Below are 19153 nucleotides of genomic sequence, written 5' to 3'. Positions count from 1 at the left end.
CCCGACCAATTTGTTTGCTGGAAACTACACGGTAATGGTATCGGATGAAAACGGCTGCCAGGTTACCTTGGAAAACATCCTGATCCTTGAACCACCTACCCCACTGACTATTGCGCTTTCGGCAACCGAAGTTAGCTGCTACAATTCAAACGATGGAAGTATTTCCTCTGAAATTGCCGGAGGCGTGGCCCCCTACCAAATCAGTTGGAATTTTGGCTCGATCCAGCCAAATCTGAGCGGATTAGGTCCGGGTTTTTACGAGCTAACCGTGACCGACGCAAACGGCTGTACAACGGTAGAAGCTGTAACCATTCCGGAGGTACCCGTATTTGATGTGAACCCCGAGGTGGGCCACGTTACCTGCTTTGGCGAAAACGACGGTTATATCAACCTAAACCTGGTAGGCGGGCAGCGACCAGTTCGTGCCATTTGGGATCATGGTCCGGAGGGTGCAGCTCTCTTCAATTTACCGCCTGGTGACTATGGGGTCAGCATTACTGAAAACGACGGCTGTGTGATCCGAAGAGAATTTTCTATTACAGAGCCTGATATCCTGATCGTTACGGGAATCGTTGAAGATGCCCTTGTATGCGACAACGGGCAAAGCGGCAGCATCAACCTAGTTGTATCCGGTGGGCGCCCTCCATTTCAATTTAGGTGGAGCAATGGTGCAGAAACGCAAAATATTCAAAACCTTTCCTCAGGGCAATATTCCGTAGAAGTATTGGACAGTGCTGGATGTTTTGCTACGCAGCGGTTTCAGGTACGTAGACCCCGGCCTATTGCAGTATCTACCATTACTTACCAAGAAGCCCAATGCGAGCCGAGGGAAATTAACACGGTGTTTGAGCTAAATATCGATGGCGGGGTGGCCCCCTATTCGATTCAATGGAGCAGCGGGCTGGTTTCAAACAATGGCTACCGGATGGAAACGGATGAACCGGGACTGTATACCCTAAACGTCACCGATGCCGAAGGATGTCAATTCGTAGAGTCCTATGATGTGGCTAATAGCCGTGTAATACTAGCAGGTGAATACCGATCCCAGTCGTTTTTACAGTATCAAGCACACTTGGTAAATTTCGATATAGAGTTTATCAACCAAAGTAGCGGTGATATATTGACCTTCTATTGGGACTTTGGGGATGGCAATGGGAGCTTGGAGGCAAATCCTGTCCACCGGTACCATACAGAAGGCACATACGAGATCTCTCTGCAGGCGGTCGATATCTTTGGCTGCGAACACCTGCATACCATGGAGATCACCGTACTCGACCACTTTATGGTGGTACCGAATATCTTCAGTCCCAATGCAGATGGTATAAACGATTATTTCTTTCCCAAATTTCTACAAGTCGCAAGTATCGACTTTAGAATTATGAATAAATGGGGAGAGATTGTTTTTCACACCGATGAACTGCAGTCTGTCGGTTGGGATGGGCGACTGAACGGCGAAGACGCAGTACCGGGAAATTATGTGTATCAGGTAAAATATAGCACGATGGATGGTAGGCCTTTTACCAAAACCGGAGTATTTTTATTGGTAAGATGATGAAGAAGATCACCCTGATATCGCTCCTTTTCATAGCCTTAGGTACTCAGCTTCGGGGGCAAGACTTTCAGTTTTCCCAGTTTTACGCTGCTCCCTTGTATTTGAGCCCTGCTTTCGCCGGATCCACGGAGCTTTCTAGAGTAGGTGTAAACTACCGGAAGCAATGGCCTGGCCTTGGCTATGATTTCAACTCTTATTCCGCCTACATCGATCATTATATTTTTGATTACAATAGCGGCGTTGGATTCGCCATCAATAGCTTTGAAGAGACACACATGAAATTGAAATTTACCGATGTGAGCCTTCATTATGCTTACAATCTACAGCTCGACGATTTCAGTTCTTTGAGGTTTGGTGGGCAGTTATCTTACGTCATGCGGAATGCGGCACTGGACCATCTGGTATTTGGGGATCAAATCAATTTGTTTGACCGGACGGTGAACCCCACCAGCTTAGATGCACTGGCCCTTCAGGAACCCGTGAATTACCTGGATTATTCCTTCGGAGCCCTATTTATGAACCATCGGTTTTGGCTGGGAACCAGTGCCCATCACGTTTCCAGACCGAGCTACACTTTTTTTATCGATGATAACGACCATCGACTCCCAGTAAAATGGAGCGTTCATAGTGGCTATATGATCGATGTAAACGCGCGTGATCTTCGAAACGGCATTCCTGATAACTATATCATCCTCTCCGCCAATTACAAAGAACAGGGGCCATTTAAACAACTAGATTTGAACATACAACAGCAATACGGCATGTTCGTGGGTGGATTGGGATATCGGGGATTGGTCAGTTCCGAAGACCTACCTTATCAAGCCACATTGGTTGGTCTACTTGGTGTAACATTAGAAACAGGTGTATCTATCGGGTACAGTTACGACTATATGTTGTCCGCGTTTGGACGCAGCACTGCTGGCGCACACGAAATCTCTGTGCGCTATGCCTGGCTAGCCGGAGACCCAAGAAGGCGTAACCAGCGAAGAACCATTCTATCTTGCCCTTTTTGATAAACCTCGAGGATTTTTTAGATCCTTCAGATATTTACCAAACTACCAAGTGGTCTCATGTTTATGCCTTAAATTTTCTACCTTTGCAGCCGAATTTGAATTAATCGCAGCGTGAATATAGCCGTAACGGAAATGAAAAAGTACCTGGTATTAGTTGGCATATTGATTTCCTTTTTTGCCCAGGCCCAAACCACCGACCGAGACAGTATCCGGTTAGAAAACATCTACCTCGACAGCGTATTCATTTTTGAAATCGAAAATGTACCCGGTGAAAAACCAAAAGTACTCCACGCAGAGCCTCTTTACATCGATCTTATCCGAGACTTGGGAGCTCGTAAAGGAGAAAAAGAATGGAACTATGGGTTTGGGATGAAAGCAGACCGAAACTACGATGAATACGAGGCACTCGTTGAATACGAATGGGCACCCATCGACCGTCTGGGATTGGAGATAGAAGTCCCACTAACCTTCTATGGTACTTCCGCAGGGAACACAGCACCATCCAACCGCATTGAAAGCCTGAAATTGGCCGCACAATGGTCGTTTATGGTATCCGAAAAGTACAATACCACCTTAGCGCTGGGATATATCCATGAATTTGAGTTTACGGACCTCAATAAAATTTCAGAGGAAGGTCTCTATAAGGGAAATAGTTTCAACCCCTTCTTTGTGGCCGCCAAACGTTGGGGACTAAACTACCACACCTTGATCTATACAGGTCCTCGATTGATCCGGGAATTTGCCCATAGCCATACCGAACACATTTACGAGATCAATACCAACTTTCACTACATGATCTCCGGCACCCGGAATTTTATCGGGGTAGAAGTCAACAAAGAATTGATCAATGGGAACCTTATCACCACCGTTCGTCCCCAAATGCGTGTGGGACTCTCTGAAAACCTGATGATAGGTATTGTAAGCGGTATCCCATTAAATAGGGAGAACCGAGGCCTCAGTTCTTTTGCCCGCCTCATCTACGAGCCCGGTTTCAAGTCTATGCATTGAGGCATCCATTTGGCAAAAAATAGCGGCTCACTGTTTTATTTCAACCAATGGGCCACTTTGCCGGCAACGGGTTCACGCATGCCATTTAGATAATCTCAAAGTAACGCTTGCGCTCCCAATCGGTGACTGTAGAAGCAAATTCCCTGCACTCCCATTCTCTTGTGGCGCAAAAATGGTCCACAAATGCTTCCCCAAAGAGCTCTCTTGCCACTGTAGAGGTCTTCATCGCCGCTGTGGCCTCGCCCAGCGATGCAGGAATGGTACCGTTACTAAAGTCGCGGTAACCGTTTCCCAAAGTCGCAGGCTGTTCTAAGGGAATTTTGTGTCTAATACCGTATAATCCCGCCGCCAAACAGGCAGACATGGCCAAATAAGGGTTGACATCGGAACCTACTACTCGGGTTTCTAAGCGAGTGGAAGATTTGCTTCTGGAAAGCACACGCAGCGCGGTAGTACGATTGTCAAAGGCCCAGGTGAGCGTTGTAGGAGCCCAAGCCCCCTCTACCAGGCGCTTGTAGCTATTGATGGTCGGCGCGACCAAGGGCAACATATGAGGAAGGCAGTGTAGCTGTCCGGCCACATAGTGCTTCATGGTCTCACTCATGTGGTAGCGGTCAGAGGGATTGTAAAAAAGATTCGTCTTTTTTTCCAAATCCCATAGGCTTTGGTGTACATGTCCCCCATTTCCCGGCAACTTTTCAGACCACTTTGCCATGAACGTCGCCATCAAACCGTGTCGATAGGCCACTTCCTTTACGGTAGTTTTGAACAGCGTGGCGCGGTCGGCGGCTTCCAGCACATCACCGTATTGAATGGCTGCTTCGTAGACCCCCGGTCCAGTTTCCGTGTGTAGCCCTTCCAGCGGAATACCAAATCCGGTACAGGAGTCAAATAGATCGTGGAAGAAAGCGGATTTTTGGGACGACTTCAATATAGAATATCCAAACATACCCGGTGTCAACGGCTTTGCTTTACCGGGTTCGGTAGCGTGAAATGTATCGGGCGTTGTTTCAAAGTTAAACCACTCGAACTCCTCTGAGAATAAAGGAGTGAACCCTTCGGCCAAAGCTTGTTTTCGGATACGCTTTAAGAGGGTTCGTGGACATACATCCAGCCCTACACCCGAAGAATCGCTGAAATCAGCCAGAAAGAAAGGAATATTGCCCTCGGAGACGATATGACGCATGGTATCCACATCAACCATAGCGTCAAAATCCGGATAGCCGTTATGCCAGCCGGTCACCTTCACATTGTCATAAGATTTGTCGTCCATGTCCCATCCAAACACTACGGCACAAAAACCCATCCCTCCATCAAGGATGGATTGAAATTTATCCGCAGAGACGATTTTGCCACGAAGGATACCGTCTATGTCCACGATCGCAAGTTTTACCTTGGTAAATTCATTATCTTGCAGATAGGCCTTAATTTCCTCTATCGTCTTATGCATGTCCGTTTTCTTTTTCCAAGTGTTTGTAAATAAATAATCGGAAGAAAATGTAGGCACCGATCAGCATCGCAAAAAATATCAGGGCCAGTAGAAAATTATAGATGATCATGGCTACCAATGAAATAATTGCAATCACCAATGCGGTGGCTGGAAACAGCGGATAAAGCGGTACCTTAAAGGGACGCACCATATCCGGTTCCTTTCTACGTAATGCAAAAAAAGATACCATGGAAAGTATATACAGCACCAACGCACCGAAGACAGCAATGGTAATGATCTCTCCGGTTTTACCTGTAAGCAAGGCAATGATTCCGATAGCCATGTTGAAAAGGAGCGCATTGGCCGGAGTCTTGAACCTTGAATTTACCCTACCAAACGAACGCGGTGCATAGCCTACCCTGCCAAACTCAAAGGTTGATCGGCCAGCCGCCAGAATGATCCCATTGAAGGAAGCCACCAGGCCAAACAGGGCGATAAAGGTGAGCAACTGATACAAAATATGGTCGCTCCCCACAATCAATGCCATCGCCATGGGCAACGGGCTGTCTGAAGGTTCCGTACTGCCCTCTGGGAATACAACCGCCTCCCAGCCCGCCACACCGGCCGCTGAGGTAAAGGTTAGCACACATAAAACAATCAGGGTAAGCAATGCGGTACCAAATCCGATAAGGATATTCTTTTGCGGATTGATGGTTTCTTCGGCTACGTTGGCGACACCCTCAATGGCCAAAAAAAACCAAATGGCAAATGGAATCGCTGCGACCACCCCCATATACCCGTTGGGCAAGGCGTTTTGGTGCAGGTTTTTGAGTTCTACCTCCGGAAGTGCCACTGTGGCAAACAAAATCAAGCCGCCCACTGCCACGATGGTGATAAATAACTCAAAGGAGGCCGCCACCTGAAGGCCGGATATGTTGAGGGCTGTGAATATAAAATAGGCAAATATCCCAATCCAAATCACGTCCAGTTGCGGGAAAAAGATGGAAAAGTAAGCACCAATACCTGCGGCTATTGCGGGAGGAGCAAAAATAAACTCGATGTTTTGAGCCATTCCAGTAAGAAACCCCAAATGCCGTCCCAAGCCTCTTTCTGCATAGGCAAAAGCTCCTCCAGCCTTGGGAATAGCGCAGGCCATCTCGGTATAGCTGAAAGTAAACGTGATATACATGACAATTATAAAGGCTACGGCGATCGCCAAACCCCAGGTGCCTCCTTCGGCTAAACCTAGGTTCCATCCGAAATAATTCCCAGAAATAACGTACCCCACGCCCAGACCCCATAGCATAAAGGGACCTAGCGTTTTTTTAAGTTGCTCATTGCTTGTAGTTTGTTGACTCATAGATTGGCTGTGGTGATTGGTGGTTGCGAATTGGTGTAAGCGTAGCGATGGAATTGACTTTCATGCAAATGCATTAGATCAAAAGTTTCTTTGTTGAATTTTTAAATATATCAAAGAAAAGCGTATTTGTACACGCAATTAAGGAAGAAAATCAGAAAATTCACCCTTCAGATGGCTACCCCGGAGTAAGCAGTTTGGACTATCGTTCGTCCGTTTTATTTACAGATTTGAATAAACGGATCGGAGCACCGTTCCTCTCAAAGGGAACCTCGAAAGTAAAAACCCTCCTCCCCGCATTGCAACTGCTTCTTAACCGCTTACCTGGTGCTTGATTGAATAGACCATAAGAAACTGGTTTATTCGGGCTAAGGCCCCTACCTTTGCATTGCATTCAACCAATAGTTCCTATACGGATGAAACATATAAGCGTCATAGGTGCCGGCACCATGGGCAACGGAATTGCCCATGTATTTGCCCAATACGGCTTTCAGGTTTCCCTAGTGGATCTATCCGAGGACCGGCTTGAACGGGCCCTTAGGTCCATTTCTTCCAATTTGGATAGAAAGGTAAAGAAGGATCAGATCGAGGAAACTGAAAAGCAGGCCACGATGGCCAGAATCCACACTTTTTTGGATATGCAACCTGGCGTAGCCCAAGCAGATCTAGTGGTCGAAGCTGCTACGGAGGAGGCTGCGCTAAAAAAAGAGCTCTTTAAAAAACTTGACGAACTGAGTCCATCCACAGCCATTTTGGCCTCTAATACCTCATCCATTTCCATCACCGCTCTAGGAGCTAGCACCAGAAGGCCTGATAGAGTCATTGGTATGCATTTTATGAATCCAGTGCCGATCATGAAGTTGGTGGAAGTGATACGGGGATTCGGCACCTCTGACGAAGTTTGTGGCACCATCATGGAGTTAAGTCGGCAGATTCAAAAAGATCCCGTAGAAGTGCAGGATTACCCGGGCTTTGTCGCAAACCGAATCTTGATGCCCATGATAAACGAAGCCATCTATACGCTGCATGAAGGCGTATCCGGAGTAGAGCAAATTGATACCGTGATGCGAACTGGAATGGCACACCCCATGGGTCCGCTTCAATTGGCCGATTTCATCGGATTGGACGTATGTCTGTCCATCTTAAGGGTACTATATCAGGGCTTCGGTAATCCCAAATATGCCCCCTGCCCTTTGTTGGTAAATATGGTAGAGGCAGGATATACCGGAGTCAAGTCCGGAGAAGGCTTTTATGCCTACAAGAATGGGTACAAAGATTTTGACGTTTCACCCCGATTTAAATCCTAAGAAGCCATGCATATCGCAATTGCTGGAAATATCGGGTGCGGAAAAACCACCCTAACCAACCGCCTTGCCAAACACTACGGGTGGAAAGCTGAGTTTGAACCGGTCGAAAACAACCCCTACCTGGCCGATTTTTACGAGGACATGCCCAAATGGGCCTTTCACCTGCAAGTGTTTTTTCTGCATAGCCGGTTTCAGCAGATGAGTCGCATCATGCAGGATTCCGTTAGCACCGTACAGGACCGAACCATCTACGAAGATGCGCATATCTTTGCGGCAAACCTCTATGAAAACAATATCTTATCCCCCAGAGACTACGAAAACTACCGGGGTTTGTATGATTCGATGATCAAATTCATTTCGCCGCCAGATTTGCTTATATACCTCAGATCAGACATAGGGACTCTGGTTGCCCAGATCGAAAAACGGGGCAGGGATTTTGAGAAAAGTATCCGTATAGACTACCTGAAGAGCCTCAATCAACAATATGAACGGTGGATCTCTAGCTACCAATACAGCAAGTTGTTGATCGTGGACGTTTCTAAGCTGGATTTTGTGGGCCGACAGGAAGATTTCGCAGGGATCGTTGAAAACATAGACCGAGAACTCTACGGGTTATTTCGCTGATCTAACCTACTTTAGTGGAAATTATTCCGTTTTTCTTAAAAGCCAATTCGCTAATAACCCAAGCGTCTTTTCATCAGGCCGCAACAAAAGTTGGTCTACTTTCTTCAGACTACCCCCTACCATCAGGTTTTCATACCCGGATAGCCGTATCAACTTGTAGCCGTGAAGCCGGGAGATTAAATCGTATTGAAGGTCGTTGTAAGCATTTAGCTTCCATCCTGCTGACCCATTACCGGCAAGATCTCCAGGCTCCTCCGATTCACCAAAGCACTTGGCTGCTAAGGGTGGACCATACCAAATACGCTGCTGCATGCCGGACTGCATACACTGTTTCTCCTGCTGACGACAAAGCCGCAAATAGGCTCCATGCCACGGAAAATAAAACGCCGAGTAGAGCTCACTCCGTAGCGTTTCCAACCGATAGCGATTGAAATGAACCTCGTCATCAAACACAAATAGGCAGCGATCCAACTGAAAGTCAAATGTAAGATTTTTCAGCCTAGGAGCTGCGCCTACCCCATCCAATGCCTGGTATCCTTGCATCAGGAATCCATTCGCTTTGTCGTCCAACAAGGAATCCTTCGCTTCTAACAGGCGCTCTGGGAGTACTGCTTGTCCGGCAAGGTCCAAGGCTTGGATAAGGTAAGATACTTTTAGATGATGCAATGGAAGGGGGATTTGTTGATGAATGCTAAAGACAAAATAAAACCTGGAACGAATGTAAAACCATCGGTTCAAGTTGGTACTATCGTACAGGTTCGTCGGAAGAGGGTACCATACGCTCCTTCAAATTGCCTTTAGAGCCCGGAAACGTAGTTCTAGTAGCAATATCCCAACTTATATACATCATGATAAGCAAAAATACGATCCCTAGTATTAGAAAAACCAATTTGTTCTTGTTCATGGGTTCATCACTGTTTTAATAGGTCAAATGGAAAAACCATCCTTTCGTTCAAAACATACCCATGCATAAAAAGTTCACGGGTCGGTTTGGCTTCGACTACCGGCATTTGCTATTTTTTTAACCCAATGGTTATTTTCCGTGCAAACTTACGTAATTTTACCCTAGCTTTTCCGGTCTCCAACACATTGGATGCACCCTGAAAAACCACAACTTAGCGCCATGTTCAACTACCTAGATAAGGAAAAAATATTTCACTTTTTCGAAGACGAGGAAATGGTTTCGGAGATGTTGGGACTTATCCTTGCTACCAATATCAAGGAACTCAAAAATCTGGCTTCCATTTTCGAATCCGGGGATTACGATAAACTGCGCAAGACCTGCCACAAATCGAAACCTACCATGCTGTATTTGGGGTCCTCCTTTATGCGGGACGAACTGGAACAACTGGAAAAAAATATTCCGGATCAATTTGAAACGTTGTACCCTCCCTTCTTGGAAAAAATCCTGGAGCTGGAAAATGAGATCGGCAATTTTCTTCGAGAAATGTCCAGCGAATAACTTGATTGGACTACCTACTATTTCAGCTCATCTGATGGTAACAGCGTACTGAAATCAAAGGTATTCGAAAGTTTTTTTTCTAAATTCAAAAATACTGGTTAAAATTACGTTGCCTTTTGATTGTTTTGGTGGCAACACCCGCTTAAACCACACGAAAGGCTTCATAACCACTAACCCCCAACGTATATGAATGCACGATTTTTCCTCCGAAAATTTCCCTTATTACTTCTTGTAGCAATTTGGTCTGCCTGTTCTTCACCTCAAGAAGAGGTAATCACTGGCTTGATTACAGACAAAGCCATGGTGGTGTCGGCCCATCCATTGGCCTCCGAGGTGGGTAAATCCATCTTGGAAAAAGGCGGCAATGCGGTGGATGCTGCGATCGCTGTTCACTTCGCCCTAGCCGTCGTATATCCCGAAGCGGGAAATATTGGCGGCGGTGGCTTCTTTGTAATCCGGCAGCAGGAAGGCAGTTACCATAGCCTCGATTTTAGAGAGCGCGGACCGCTACGTGCCCATCCCGACATGTACTTGGATGAAAACGGCGAAGTCATAGACCGCCTTAGTCTCAAAGGACACCTGGCTTCCGGAGTACCCGGAGCTGTGGACGGTATGGTCAAGGCGTACGAAAAATTCGGCAGTTTGCCTTGGGCAGATTTGGTACAGCCCGCGGTAGATCTAGCCGGAAACGGATTTGTACTAACTGAAGATGAGGCCAACAAATTCAACCGCGCCAAGGAAAACTTTCAGCAATACTCTACCGTTGATCCGGTTCAGTTTACAGGCAAGGATTGGGTTAAAGACGACTTGTTGACTCAGCCCCAGCTGGCTGAAACCCTTACACGAATCCGAGATCTCGGACGTGAAGGATTCTACGCCGGTCCGGTTGCCGATTATATCGTGGCCGAGATGGAACGTGGCGGTGGTATCATCAGCTTGGAAGATCTGGAAACGTACGAGAGCACTTGGAGAGAACCACTTATAGGCAACTACAAAGACTACAAAGTAATCACAATGGGACCACCTAGCAGTGGTGGATTGATCATTTTACAGATGCTGGGTACCATGAAGGACTACGAGGTTTCTAATAAGGGGGATCGTTATGCAGAATACCTGCACCTCAAAACGGAGATGGAACGACGTGTTTACGCCGACAGGGCGGCTTACATGGCCGATTCGGATTACTACCCTGTGCCCATCGAATCACTTTTGGACGAGGGTTACTTAAGGAGCCGGTTCCTAAGTTTTAATCCGGAAAAAGCAACCCCCTCTGCCGAAATCCAAGAGGGCCAATTGCTTAGCATGAGTGAAGAAACCACGCATTTTTCGGTAGTAGATCCTATGGGTAACGCGGTATCCTGTACCACTACCCTAAATGGTGGCATGGGTTCCTCCGTGGTCGTAGATGGTGCGGGTTTTATACTCAACAACGAAATGGACGATTTTTCCATCAAACCCGGCCATCCAAATATGTTTGGCGTATTAGGAGGCGAAGCCAACAAAGTAGAGCCCGGCAAGCGCATGCTTAGTTCTATGACGCCAACCATCCTGGAAAAAAACGGTGAGCTTTTTATGGTGGTCGGTACGCCCGGAGGATCCACAATTCCTACCTCTGTATTTCAGACCATTGTCAACGTGATTCAGTTTGGCATGGGCATGCAGGAGGCTGTAAACGAAAAACGATTTCACAGCCAATGGCAACCTGAGGTGGTCTTCTATGAAAAGGGAGCATTGGTGGGAAATTTACAGGAGGTATTGGAAGCAAAGGGACATGTTTTGTCAGAAAGAAGTGGCATTGGCAGAGTGGATGCTATTCTCCGCTTACCAGACGGCAGATTAGAGGGCGGAGCCGATCCTCGAGGCATGGATGCAGCAGCAGGCTTCTAGCCTAAAACCCTCTCCGCCTGCCTTGGTTTCAATGGTAATCGTATGGTTCCCTCCTGGGGCCATTGTACGTCAATAAAAACAAGCCAAATGAACCAAAGTAGGCGGATTTGCATTTAGTAAAGGTCGTAAAAGCGATCCTACACCAACATGGCCAAGAAAAAGCTCCCTAACCGCGTGACCATTTCCAAAGTGTTTAAAACCATCATATGGCCACGGAGGAAACAAGTATTTATTGGTCTGTCCCTTATCGTCGTCAGCAGGTTGTCCGGTTTGGTGCTGCCTTGGGCATCCAAATACCTAATGGATGACGTCATACCTTCTGCCAATTTTGATTTTTTGAAATGGCTCATCGCAGCAGTTGCGGGGGCGGTTATCATACAGTCCGTTAGTTCCTATGCACTTACCCAGATCCTGAGTGTCGAAGCACAGCATTTAATTTCCAAACTTCGGGCACAGGTTCAGGCCCATATCATTCGCTTGCCAATCAGGTTTTTTGATACCGCAAAGACCGGCGAATTGGTTTCCCGTGTGATGACCGACGTAGAAGGGGTCCGTAATCTGGTAGGAACAGGCTTGGCTCAGATGGTTGGAGGCGTACTAACGTCCATTATATGCCTGGTGTTGTTGATTGTAATCAGCCCCACGCTCACCCTGTTTGTGTTGATTCCCGTAGGAGTATTCGGTCTTATCTCGATGAAGGCTTTTGGTAAAATCAGGCCCATTTTTCGGGAACGAGGAAAGATAAACGCAGAAGTGACCGGGAGGCTCACAGAAACGCTGGGTGGAATACGGGTCATCAAAGGCTTCAACGCGGAAAACCAGGAAATCAACACGTTTGAAGGAGGAGTAAATCGCCTATTCCTGAACGTTAAGAGCAGTCTAACCACCACCAGCTTTGTAACGAGTGCGGCAACCCTCCTGTTGGGCTTGGCATCTGCGGGGATCATGGGCATAGGTGGGTACATGATCATGACCGAAACCCTCACTTTTGGCGACTTTCTAGCATTTACCCTATTACTAGGGTTTATGATAGCTCCCATTTTGCAAATGAGCAATATCGGCAGCCAACTTACGGAAGCCTTTGCCGGTTTAGATCGAACGGAAGAGTTAATGAATCAGCCTTTGGAGACCGCCGATGGTATGCGCACCCTCGCGGTACCAGAACTAAAAGGAGATGTTCGGTTCGAAAACGTTTTTTTCGCTTACGAGGAAGGCAAACCGGTGGTCAAAGACATCAGCTTCCATGCGCCCGCAGGGTCGGTGACCGCACTGGTAGGTAGTTCTGGTTCTGGAAAGACTACCCTATCCGGCTTGGTAGCTTCTTTTTTAAACCCAACTTCCGGAACGATCACCGTAGACGGCTATAACCTGAGACAACTACAACTGGACAGCTACCGAAACCAACTCGGGGTGGTTTTACAGGATGATTTTTTATTCGAGGGAACCATACGCCAAAACATCCTTTTTCCCCGTCCAAATGCTGGGGAAGATCGCCTGATACAAGCTGTAAACGCAGCCTACGTGAACGAATTTACGGACCGCTTTGAAGATGGATTGGACACCCTTATCGGTGAAAGGGGGGTTAAACTATCCGGTGGCCAGCGGCAACGAATCGCCATTGCAAGGGCTATATTGGCAGACCCAAAGATCCTGATTTTGGATGAGGCAACCAGCAATTTAGATGCGGAAAGCGAGCAATATATCCAAGCCAGCCTAAAGGATCTGATGAAAGGCAGAACGACCTTCGTTATTGCCCACCGCTTGAGTACCATCCGGCAGGCAGATCAAATTCTCGTAATCGAAAAAGGGCAAATCGTAGAACGAGGACGGCACGAGGAGCTATTGGCAATGACAGGTCGGTATTTTCAATTATATACTTACCAAGCAAAAATTTAAGCGTATTCCTCCTTTTTTCGGACAAAATACAGGTAGCGAAGTTAGGGCATTTTAGATACTTTAGGGTATGAGGAAGTTCCATATCTTAGTCCTATTCGTAGTATCTGTAGCGACTATAACCCCGTCTAAACCTGCCTATAGCCAAAGTTCTGGATTGATGCCCCGATCCAAAACAGAGAGAAATAAGCAACTACGACCCAGCGATAGGGATTTCTCCCCGACTAAAGTCAAAAATAACCCTACCAGCAAGTTAAAAAGCGCTTCATCCTTTGCTCAATCGATCAAACAGAATCCACCAAACGGTTTAAGGTGCATCCAGTTCCAACTTTCCCGATTGTACATTACCTTTTATAGTATAGCTTGATCCGTTGTCAATACGTACATCTTTAGAACCGCTCTGTTCACCAATCGACAAATACCCGCTTCCAACCGTAAAATCATAATTGTAGTTGGAAAGCGAATGGTTGATACTCACTTTCATCATTCCCGAAGCAACGGAAAGGTGGGTTTCCGAACCCAAACTAACATCCGCCAACCGCATATATCCGGAAGAAACACTGAGATTTCCGATTTCCTGTACCTTATCCACCGTGGCTTTGCCAGAGCTCATCACACCACTTACCCTTCCGGAGACTTCCTTGATGCTTACACTCCCGCTAGATCCCTTAAAGTACACATCTCCCTCTACGTTTTTTAGCACGGCCAATCCAGAGGACAAACGGAGATCCACGTTGCCATTAATTTTAGAAGCTTCCAATTTTCCCGACGAACAGGCTATCTTCAAGGTTTCACAGGTCACATCTGTCAGCTCCATTCTACCCGAACTGATACTGAAATCGAAGGAATCGCCGCGAATATGGGCTACGTCCAATACCCCCGAGGATCCTTTCAGGTCCAGCTTGATATCTTTGGGTCCGGTCAAGTGTACGTATCCTTTGGTCCTGCCTGTCCAAAACGAAAACGGACTATCGGTAACCGGCAAAAATACCTCAAGCCTATCTCCTTTTCGTTTGAAGACAATTCCGTCCGAGACCGGATCGTTGGATTCCAGATACGCACTTAAAGTAACCTGAGTAGTACTTTCAGCGCCCACATAGCTCACTTCCAAGGTTCCACCCTGTACGGATATTTCAGAGATTCCGTCGAATGTCTCTTCTTCATCTGTGATAACTTCTACCGGCCCAAAGTTGCAGGCAACTAGTAATAGCCCACAAAACGGAACTGCAAGGACAGATGCAACTCTATTCATCGCCAACACCTTTAATTTTTACATCGAAACCATTGGCCATCAAAGAGAGGGTTTCATGGGCGATCTTAATATTGTATTCATAGGCCAGGCTTTTGTAATTGACCAAATCTACGATCGTTCCAATAAAGCACAAGCCAACCGTCAACAGGTATAGGATACCCAATCCAATCTGTCCCAAAATAAAGCGGTGCAAGCCGGCAAAACCAAAGAATCCCAGCAGAGTAAGAATTAAGATCATTTGACTGTCCTTTCGTCTGGCACGATACACCTGAGCAAAAAGGTTTGCCTGCTCGTCATCCATGTTTTTAAGGACACCCTGAATATACCCCAATTCCATACCCTCCAACTCCGGAAGGTGCTTTAATACATTAGCCATAATTTTTTATAGTTTTGATATGCTTGATAATTTCAACCAGCCGAATTCCTATTACCAGGAAAGCGAACCCGCCCAACGGATGCATCTCCCAGCTACGCTGCCAATCTCCTACCATTAGATATTTCATGGACCTACCCAATCCACACCCCGGACACCAAGAAAATCCTAGGTTGTGTATAGGGCAAATACTCAGGTGTGCCTCCACGTCTAGTGGAATCAGGGCAATACCAATTAGTGCCGCCAGCCAGATGAATAAGTCGAAAGGGATACGCATATGTTCGGTTCGAACATTCCTACACTAATAGAATGCCAAGTCGAAAATACGCGAAAAAACACCAGAAAAGCCCTATGGACCAAAATAAGGGAAGAAATAACGAACACTTTTTGTCCGATATCGAACATTCACGCTATGAACGCTTATTTGGAACCGGTATGTGTAAAAGCAGAGGTTCTCCATACTTGGTTGTGAGCTGCTGTTCAAAAAAACGACGAATCCTGGGGTAACTATCCAAGCTGCCTGTTGGGGTAAAGAAGCCGGTATTCACTAAAAATCGATAAGCCGTATCAGGGACGAGCTTGCTTTTGGAGAGTGAGAGCACATCCGCCATCCCTGCACCCAGAAAATGTCCGATCAACCCCTCCAGCAGCTGAATAGGGACACTCGTAGGCAATGTCTCCTGATAAAACTGCAGCAACTTGCCAATAAGCAATGTGCCTGCATCACTTTTACGCACATGCCGCTCCCTGATACGCTTTTCAAGCCAATAGGCTTCCTTTGCAGTGTCCGGCCAATACCGCACATCTACCCCATTCGCATACCCAATCCATTTCCAATAATGCAACATGGCTTCTATATCCACTTGGCTACAGGATATGCCCGCTTTACCAAACCCTCTCATCACGATAAGGCTAAAGGATAAGTTGGTTCCCAGTAGGTCTTCCTGATTGATGGGCTGACCCCAGGCAGGATCCCAATCTCTGACATATGCTTGGATAAAATGTCTGGAATATGCATGAATCAAACGGACTTTCGCCAAGGTAAGCAGGCTCTGTTCATTTCCCAAAAATGTACCTGGTCGGAAAGCCTCCAGAACAAAATAAAGCGTTTCATCCAACCTCCTACCCGTATTTTCTAAAATCCGCTTGGATCGAACCAAAACCTGAGCGCCATCTGCAAAGGCATAGGTATAAGGAAGTGAATAAAATCCCAACAGGCTAAGGTATACCGTGGCATGCTTTTCGAAAAAATTCTGGGCACGGGAAATTTTTTCAGCGTCCGGATTCCATGTAGCACCTCGGTAAAAAGCCAAAAAACCCGCCAAGTCCCTAGGCATTCCGGGATCCGGACGCTCGGGTAAATTTTCCCATTCGTTGATCCGAATAGCCCATTCTGGCGCTGCAAGCAGTGCCTGAACGGCGTTATCCGCCAGTGGATCTTGCTTACTCCTGAGCCGCTGAAGACCTTGTACCGTATATAAATCTAGTTTCTCCACCAGATTTCAACCAGTATTTTGTACTTTAGTTCGAAAATTCTAACCCGAAACACATGTTTCTGCGTCTAAATCATTCACGCCCAACCAATCCCAACGAATGCTGGATATCACGATCCCTCATCCACAAACTAGCTGCTTGCCAGTTGCTTTTTTTTACCATTACTTGTCTGCGGCCTGTGTTGGCACAGGAGGCTTTTGACCTTATTCTGCTAGATACCAAATCCAGTGCGGTAGGCTTGCAGGTGGTCCCGGGAAGCGCCCAGCAGATTACTAACCGGGACGGGTACGACAACCAACCCTACTTTATCAACAATCAGCAGCTGGTGTTCACCTCTAGAGCAAAAAATGGAAGCAGCGATATCATTCTTTACAACTTTGAAACAAAAAAATTCACCAACATGACGCGTACTGACAAAGTGAGTGAATACTCTCCTGCACTTACTGCCTGTGGGACCTACATTTCGGCGGTGCGCGTGGAAGAAGACGGCAGGCAACGTCTGTGGCTTTATCCGATAAATTTCGGAGAGCCGGAGCTACTTTACGATGACATCAGTCCCGTGGGGTACTATGGCTGGGCCGGTGAGGTAGCCGCCCTTTCTGTCGTAGGTGATGAAGTCAACAAGTTGGTTTTTCCCTACAGCAAAGCAGATATACAGCCGATTGCGTTTGACGTAGGCCGCTGCGTGCAGCCAAGACCCAACCAAAGAAGCATTGGTTTCATAGACCACAGCCAGTCCACGTCCACTGCCGAAGGAATTACCTATACGCTGAAGGCGTATGACCCGAAAACCCGTACCATTGAAAATCTAGGTCCTACCCTCCCGGGATCCGAAGACTTTTTGTGGCTTGACAAAAACCGCGTGATCATGGCGAGGGGAAAGGATCTCTATTTCCGTCATGTGAAAAAAAAAGAGGGATGGGTGCGGTTTGCAATTGTTTCGGTGCCGGGGTATGGTGGTATCAGTCGGATGGCGCTTAGTCCTCGTAAGGATAAACTCATTTTGGTCATGGACCGACTTAAGTAATACGCTTTCCAAAATAATCTCCATGGCATTTGGTTGTCTTTCGCCACTGAGCTGATCAGCAAACCCTGTGAAATATCCAACCAAAAATAGTTAGAAAAATGAAATTCCTTTTACCTGTATTTCTTGGATGGATACTGTTAACTCCATCCCTTTCAGCCCAAGAGCTGCGTATCCTATTTGATACCGACATGGACTCGGACGTGGATGACGTAGGCGCTTTGGCTATGCTGCACACCTTGGCCGACCACGAAAGGTTGACCTTACTCGGTATCATTGTGACGAGCGACGATCCGTACGCCCCTGCTTGCACGGATGCACTAAATCACTACTTCGGTAGGCCAGAAATACCTATCGGTGTGGAAAAGGGAATCCCTTTAAATCCAATTTCTAAGTATACCCGAGCAATCAGCGAAGAATTTCCCAGTCGAATCAAAGACTACGAAGACGGAGAAGACGCCGTTTGGCTGTACCGAAAACTTTTGACAGAGTCACCGGATACCAGCGTAGTCATTATTACTGTCGGACATTTGACTAATTTCGCTTCATTTTTGCGTTCAGAACCAGATAGTTTAAGTCCCCTAAGCGGCAAGGAATTGGCCCTACAGAAGGTAAAGGTTTGGTCCTGCATGGGTGGTATGTATCCTAGCGGAAAAGAGGCAAACTTCTACCGTCCCGACCCCGCTTCTACGGTATATTCGGTAGAAAATTGGCCCGGAAAGGTGGTATTTTCGGGTTGGGAACTGGGAAACGATATCATCACCGGTGGACGTTTTCTTGAAAGCTACTTGGACAGATCCAGCCCTGTTTGGCGTGCTTACCAATTGTACAACGGGTTTGCAGGTCGCCAAAGCTGGGATCAAACCTCCATTTTATACGCAGTATCCGCCGATAAAGCGTACTGGGATCTCGTTACAGGAGGGCGCTGCGTGGTGGCAGCAGACGGCAGTAACCATTGGGATACGCAAGGCACCTCTTCCCATGCCTACTTGGTTCCTAAAACCGCTCCCGGAGAAGTAGCGAAAATCATCGACGCATTGATGGTAGGCATTTACCGAGACGAATTTTAGGGATTCGGCAGCAAGTCCTTAGCGCGTTTGACCAACTGGAGGGCCAACCCCCAAGGATCTCGAAGCATCACCAGGCGGGTACCATCCGGGAGGGTGTCGTCGCTTACCTCGGTAGCCCCAGCTCGCTTTAAGCGCTGGGCGTCTACGCCCGGATCTGTCGATACAAAAGCCAGGTGAAGCTTGAGTGGATCAAGCGATCGAAAATCCAACACACTCGCTTTGGGATTTTGATAAATTTCGATCATTATTTTACCGCTGTCATCCGCCAAAAAAATCATAAAAGGCGATTCATGCATTTTCTTTACCGCAACGAGGCCGAGGTGTTCTTCATACCATGCTGCCATTGCCAAGGGATCGGCCACATTGAGTGCTAAATGTTCTATTTTCATTGTTCTATCATTTGTGTCA

General features: G+C 47.0%; 18 protein-coding genes. 10 read left to right on the top strand and 8 right to left on the bottom strand.

Annotated features, from left to right (window positions below; genetic code table 11):
• Positions 1-10: 10 nt before the first annotated feature.
• From JJU34_RS20065 to JJU34_RS20055, 3 genes are all read left to right on the top strand, one after another.
• Positions 11-1552 carry a PKD domain-containing protein gene (locus tag JJU34_RS20065; RefSeq protein ID WP_228694208.1) on the top strand — a complete coding sequence of 514 codons (1542 nt, stop codon included), beginning with the start codon at positions 11-13 and terminating at the stop codon, positions 1550-1552.
• Positions 1549-2565: a PorP/SprF family type IX secretion system membrane protein gene (locus JJU34_RS20060; protein ID WP_228694207.1), complete on the top strand. Its 1017-nt coding sequence runs from the start codon at positions 1549-1551 to the stop codon at positions 2563-2565. The genes JJU34_RS20065 and JJU34_RS20060 overlap by 4 nt, the downstream gene beginning before the upstream one ends.
• A 132-nt stretch (positions 2566-2697) precedes the next feature.
• Positions 2698-3573 carry an HAEPLYID family protein gene (locus JJU34_RS20055; protein ID WP_228694206.1) on the top strand — a complete coding sequence of 292 codons (876 nt, stop codon included), beginning with the start codon at positions 2698-2700 and terminating at the stop codon, positions 3571-3573.
• 85 nt (positions 3574-3658) lie between these two features.
• Here JJU34_RS20055 and JJU34_RS20050 read toward each other — a convergent pair whose 3' ends face one another.
• Together JJU34_RS20050 and eat are read right to left on the bottom strand one after the other, a co-directional pair.
• A complete protein-coding gene (locus tag JJU34_RS20050) occupies positions 3659-5023 on the bottom strand; it encodes a glutamine synthetase (RefSeq protein WP_228694205.1) in 1365 nt (454 codons plus the stop codon).
• Positions 5016-6362: an ethanolamine permease gene (gene eat / locus JJU34_RS20045; RefSeq protein ID WP_228694204.1), complete on the bottom strand. Its 1347-nt coding sequence runs from the start codon at positions 6360-6362 to the stop codon at positions 5016-5018. Before eat ends, JJU34_RS20050 begins: the two co-directional genes overlap by 8 nt.
• A gap of 413 nt (positions 6363-6775) precedes the next feature.
• Here eat and JJU34_RS20040 point away from each other — a divergent pair, with 413 nt between their 5' ends.
• Together JJU34_RS20040 and JJU34_RS20035 are read left to right on the top strand one after the other, a co-directional pair.
• On the top strand, positions 6776-7666 hold the full coding sequence (locus JJU34_RS20040) for a 3-hydroxybutyryl-CoA dehydrogenase (RefSeq protein ID WP_228694203.1): 891 nt from the start codon (positions 6776-6778) through the stop codon (positions 7664-7666).
• A 6-nt stretch (positions 7667-7672) separates the two neighbouring features.
• Positions 7673-8290, top strand: coding sequence for a deoxynucleoside kinase (locus JJU34_RS20035; RefSeq protein WP_228694202.1), 618 nt, complete (start codon positions 7673-7675; stop codon positions 8288-8290).
• Between the two features lie 21 nt (positions 8291-8311).
• Here JJU34_RS20035 and JJU34_RS20030 read toward each other — a convergent pair whose 3' ends face one another.
• Positions 8312-8956, bottom strand: a complete 645-nt coding sequence (locus JJU34_RS20030; RefSeq protein WP_228694201.1) for a hypothetical protein — start codon at positions 8954-8956, stop codon at positions 8312-8314.
• Between the two features lie 457 nt (positions 8957-9413).
• Here JJU34_RS20030 and JJU34_RS20025 point away from each other — a divergent pair, with 457 nt between their 5' ends.
• The 3 genes from JJU34_RS20025 to JJU34_RS20015 all read left to right on the top strand — a co-directional run bounded on the left by JJU34_RS20025 (position 9414) and on the right by JJU34_RS20015 (position 13535).
• A complete protein-coding gene (locus JJU34_RS20025) occupies positions 9414-9752 on the top strand; it encodes a hypothetical protein (RefSeq protein WP_228694200.1) in 339 nt (112 codons plus the stop codon).
• Between the two features lie 186 nt (positions 9753-9938).
• A complete protein-coding gene (gene ggt / locus JJU34_RS20020; protein WP_228694199.1) occupies positions 9939-11639 on the top strand; it encodes a gamma-glutamyltransferase in 1701 nt (566 codons plus the stop codon).
• A 147-nt stretch (positions 11640-11786) separates the two neighbouring features.
• Complete coding sequence (locus JJU34_RS20015; RefSeq protein WP_228694198.1) at positions 11787-13535, top strand: ABC transporter ATP-binding protein; 1749 nt, start codon at positions 11787-11789, stop codon at positions 13533-13535.
• A 304-nt stretch (positions 13536-13839) separates the two neighbouring features.
• Here the strand turns inward: JJU34_RS20015 and JJU34_RS20010 are convergent, their stop codons facing one another.
• The 4 genes from JJU34_RS20010 to JJU34_RS19995 form a co-directional block, all read right to left on the bottom strand.
• Complete coding sequence (locus JJU34_RS20010; RefSeq protein ID WP_228694197.1) at positions 13840-14784, bottom strand: DUF4097 family beta strand repeat-containing protein; 945 nt, start codon at positions 14782-14784, stop codon at positions 13840-13842.
• Positions 14777-15160, bottom strand: a complete 384-nt coding sequence (locus tag JJU34_RS20005) for a TM2 domain-containing protein (protein ID WP_228694196.1) — start codon at positions 15158-15160, stop codon at positions 14777-14779. Before JJU34_RS20005 ends, JJU34_RS20010 begins: the two co-directional genes overlap by 8 nt.
• Positions 15153-15434, bottom strand: a complete 282-nt coding sequence (locus JJU34_RS20000; protein WP_228694195.1) for a DUF2752 domain-containing protein — start codon at positions 15432-15434, stop codon at positions 15153-15155. The genes JJU34_RS20005 and JJU34_RS20000 overlap by 8 nt, the downstream gene beginning before the upstream one ends.
• Before the next feature lie 133 nt (positions 15435-15567).
• Positions 15568-16653, bottom strand: coding sequence for an oxygenase MpaB family protein (locus JJU34_RS19995; protein ID WP_228694194.1), 1086 nt, complete (start codon positions 16651-16653; stop codon positions 15568-15570).
• A gap of 53 nt (positions 16654-16706) precedes the next feature.
• On the opposite strand from JJU34_RS19995, the gene JJU34_RS19990 reads away from it, so the two are divergent.
• Complete coding sequence (locus JJU34_RS19990) at positions 16707-17678, top strand: hypothetical protein (RefSeq protein ID WP_228694193.1); 972 nt, start codon at positions 16707-16709, stop codon at positions 17676-17678.
• Positions 17679-17776: 98 nt separating this feature from the next.
• Positions 17777-18745 (top strand): nucleoside hydrolase, encoded by a 969-nt coding sequence (locus JJU34_RS19985; protein WP_228694192.1) that lies wholly within the window; start codon positions 17777-17779, stop codon positions 18743-18745.
• Here JJU34_RS19985 and JJU34_RS19980 read toward each other — a convergent pair.
• The gene (locus JJU34_RS19980) at positions 18742-19134 is read right to left on the bottom strand and encodes a VOC family protein (protein ID WP_228694191.1); all 393 of its coding nucleotides are present in this window, start codon (positions 19132-19134) and stop codon (positions 18742-18744) included. The genes JJU34_RS19985 and JJU34_RS19980 overlap by 4 nt on opposite strands.
• Positions 19135-19153: the final 19 nt, after the last annotated feature.

The organism is Lunatimonas sp. (assembly GCF_020832325.1).
Taxonomy (GTDB): Bacteria; Bacteroidota; Bacteroidia; order Cytophagales; family Cyclobacteriaceae; genus Lunatimonas.
This window is presented reverse-complemented; position numbering and strand designations above follow the sequence as displayed.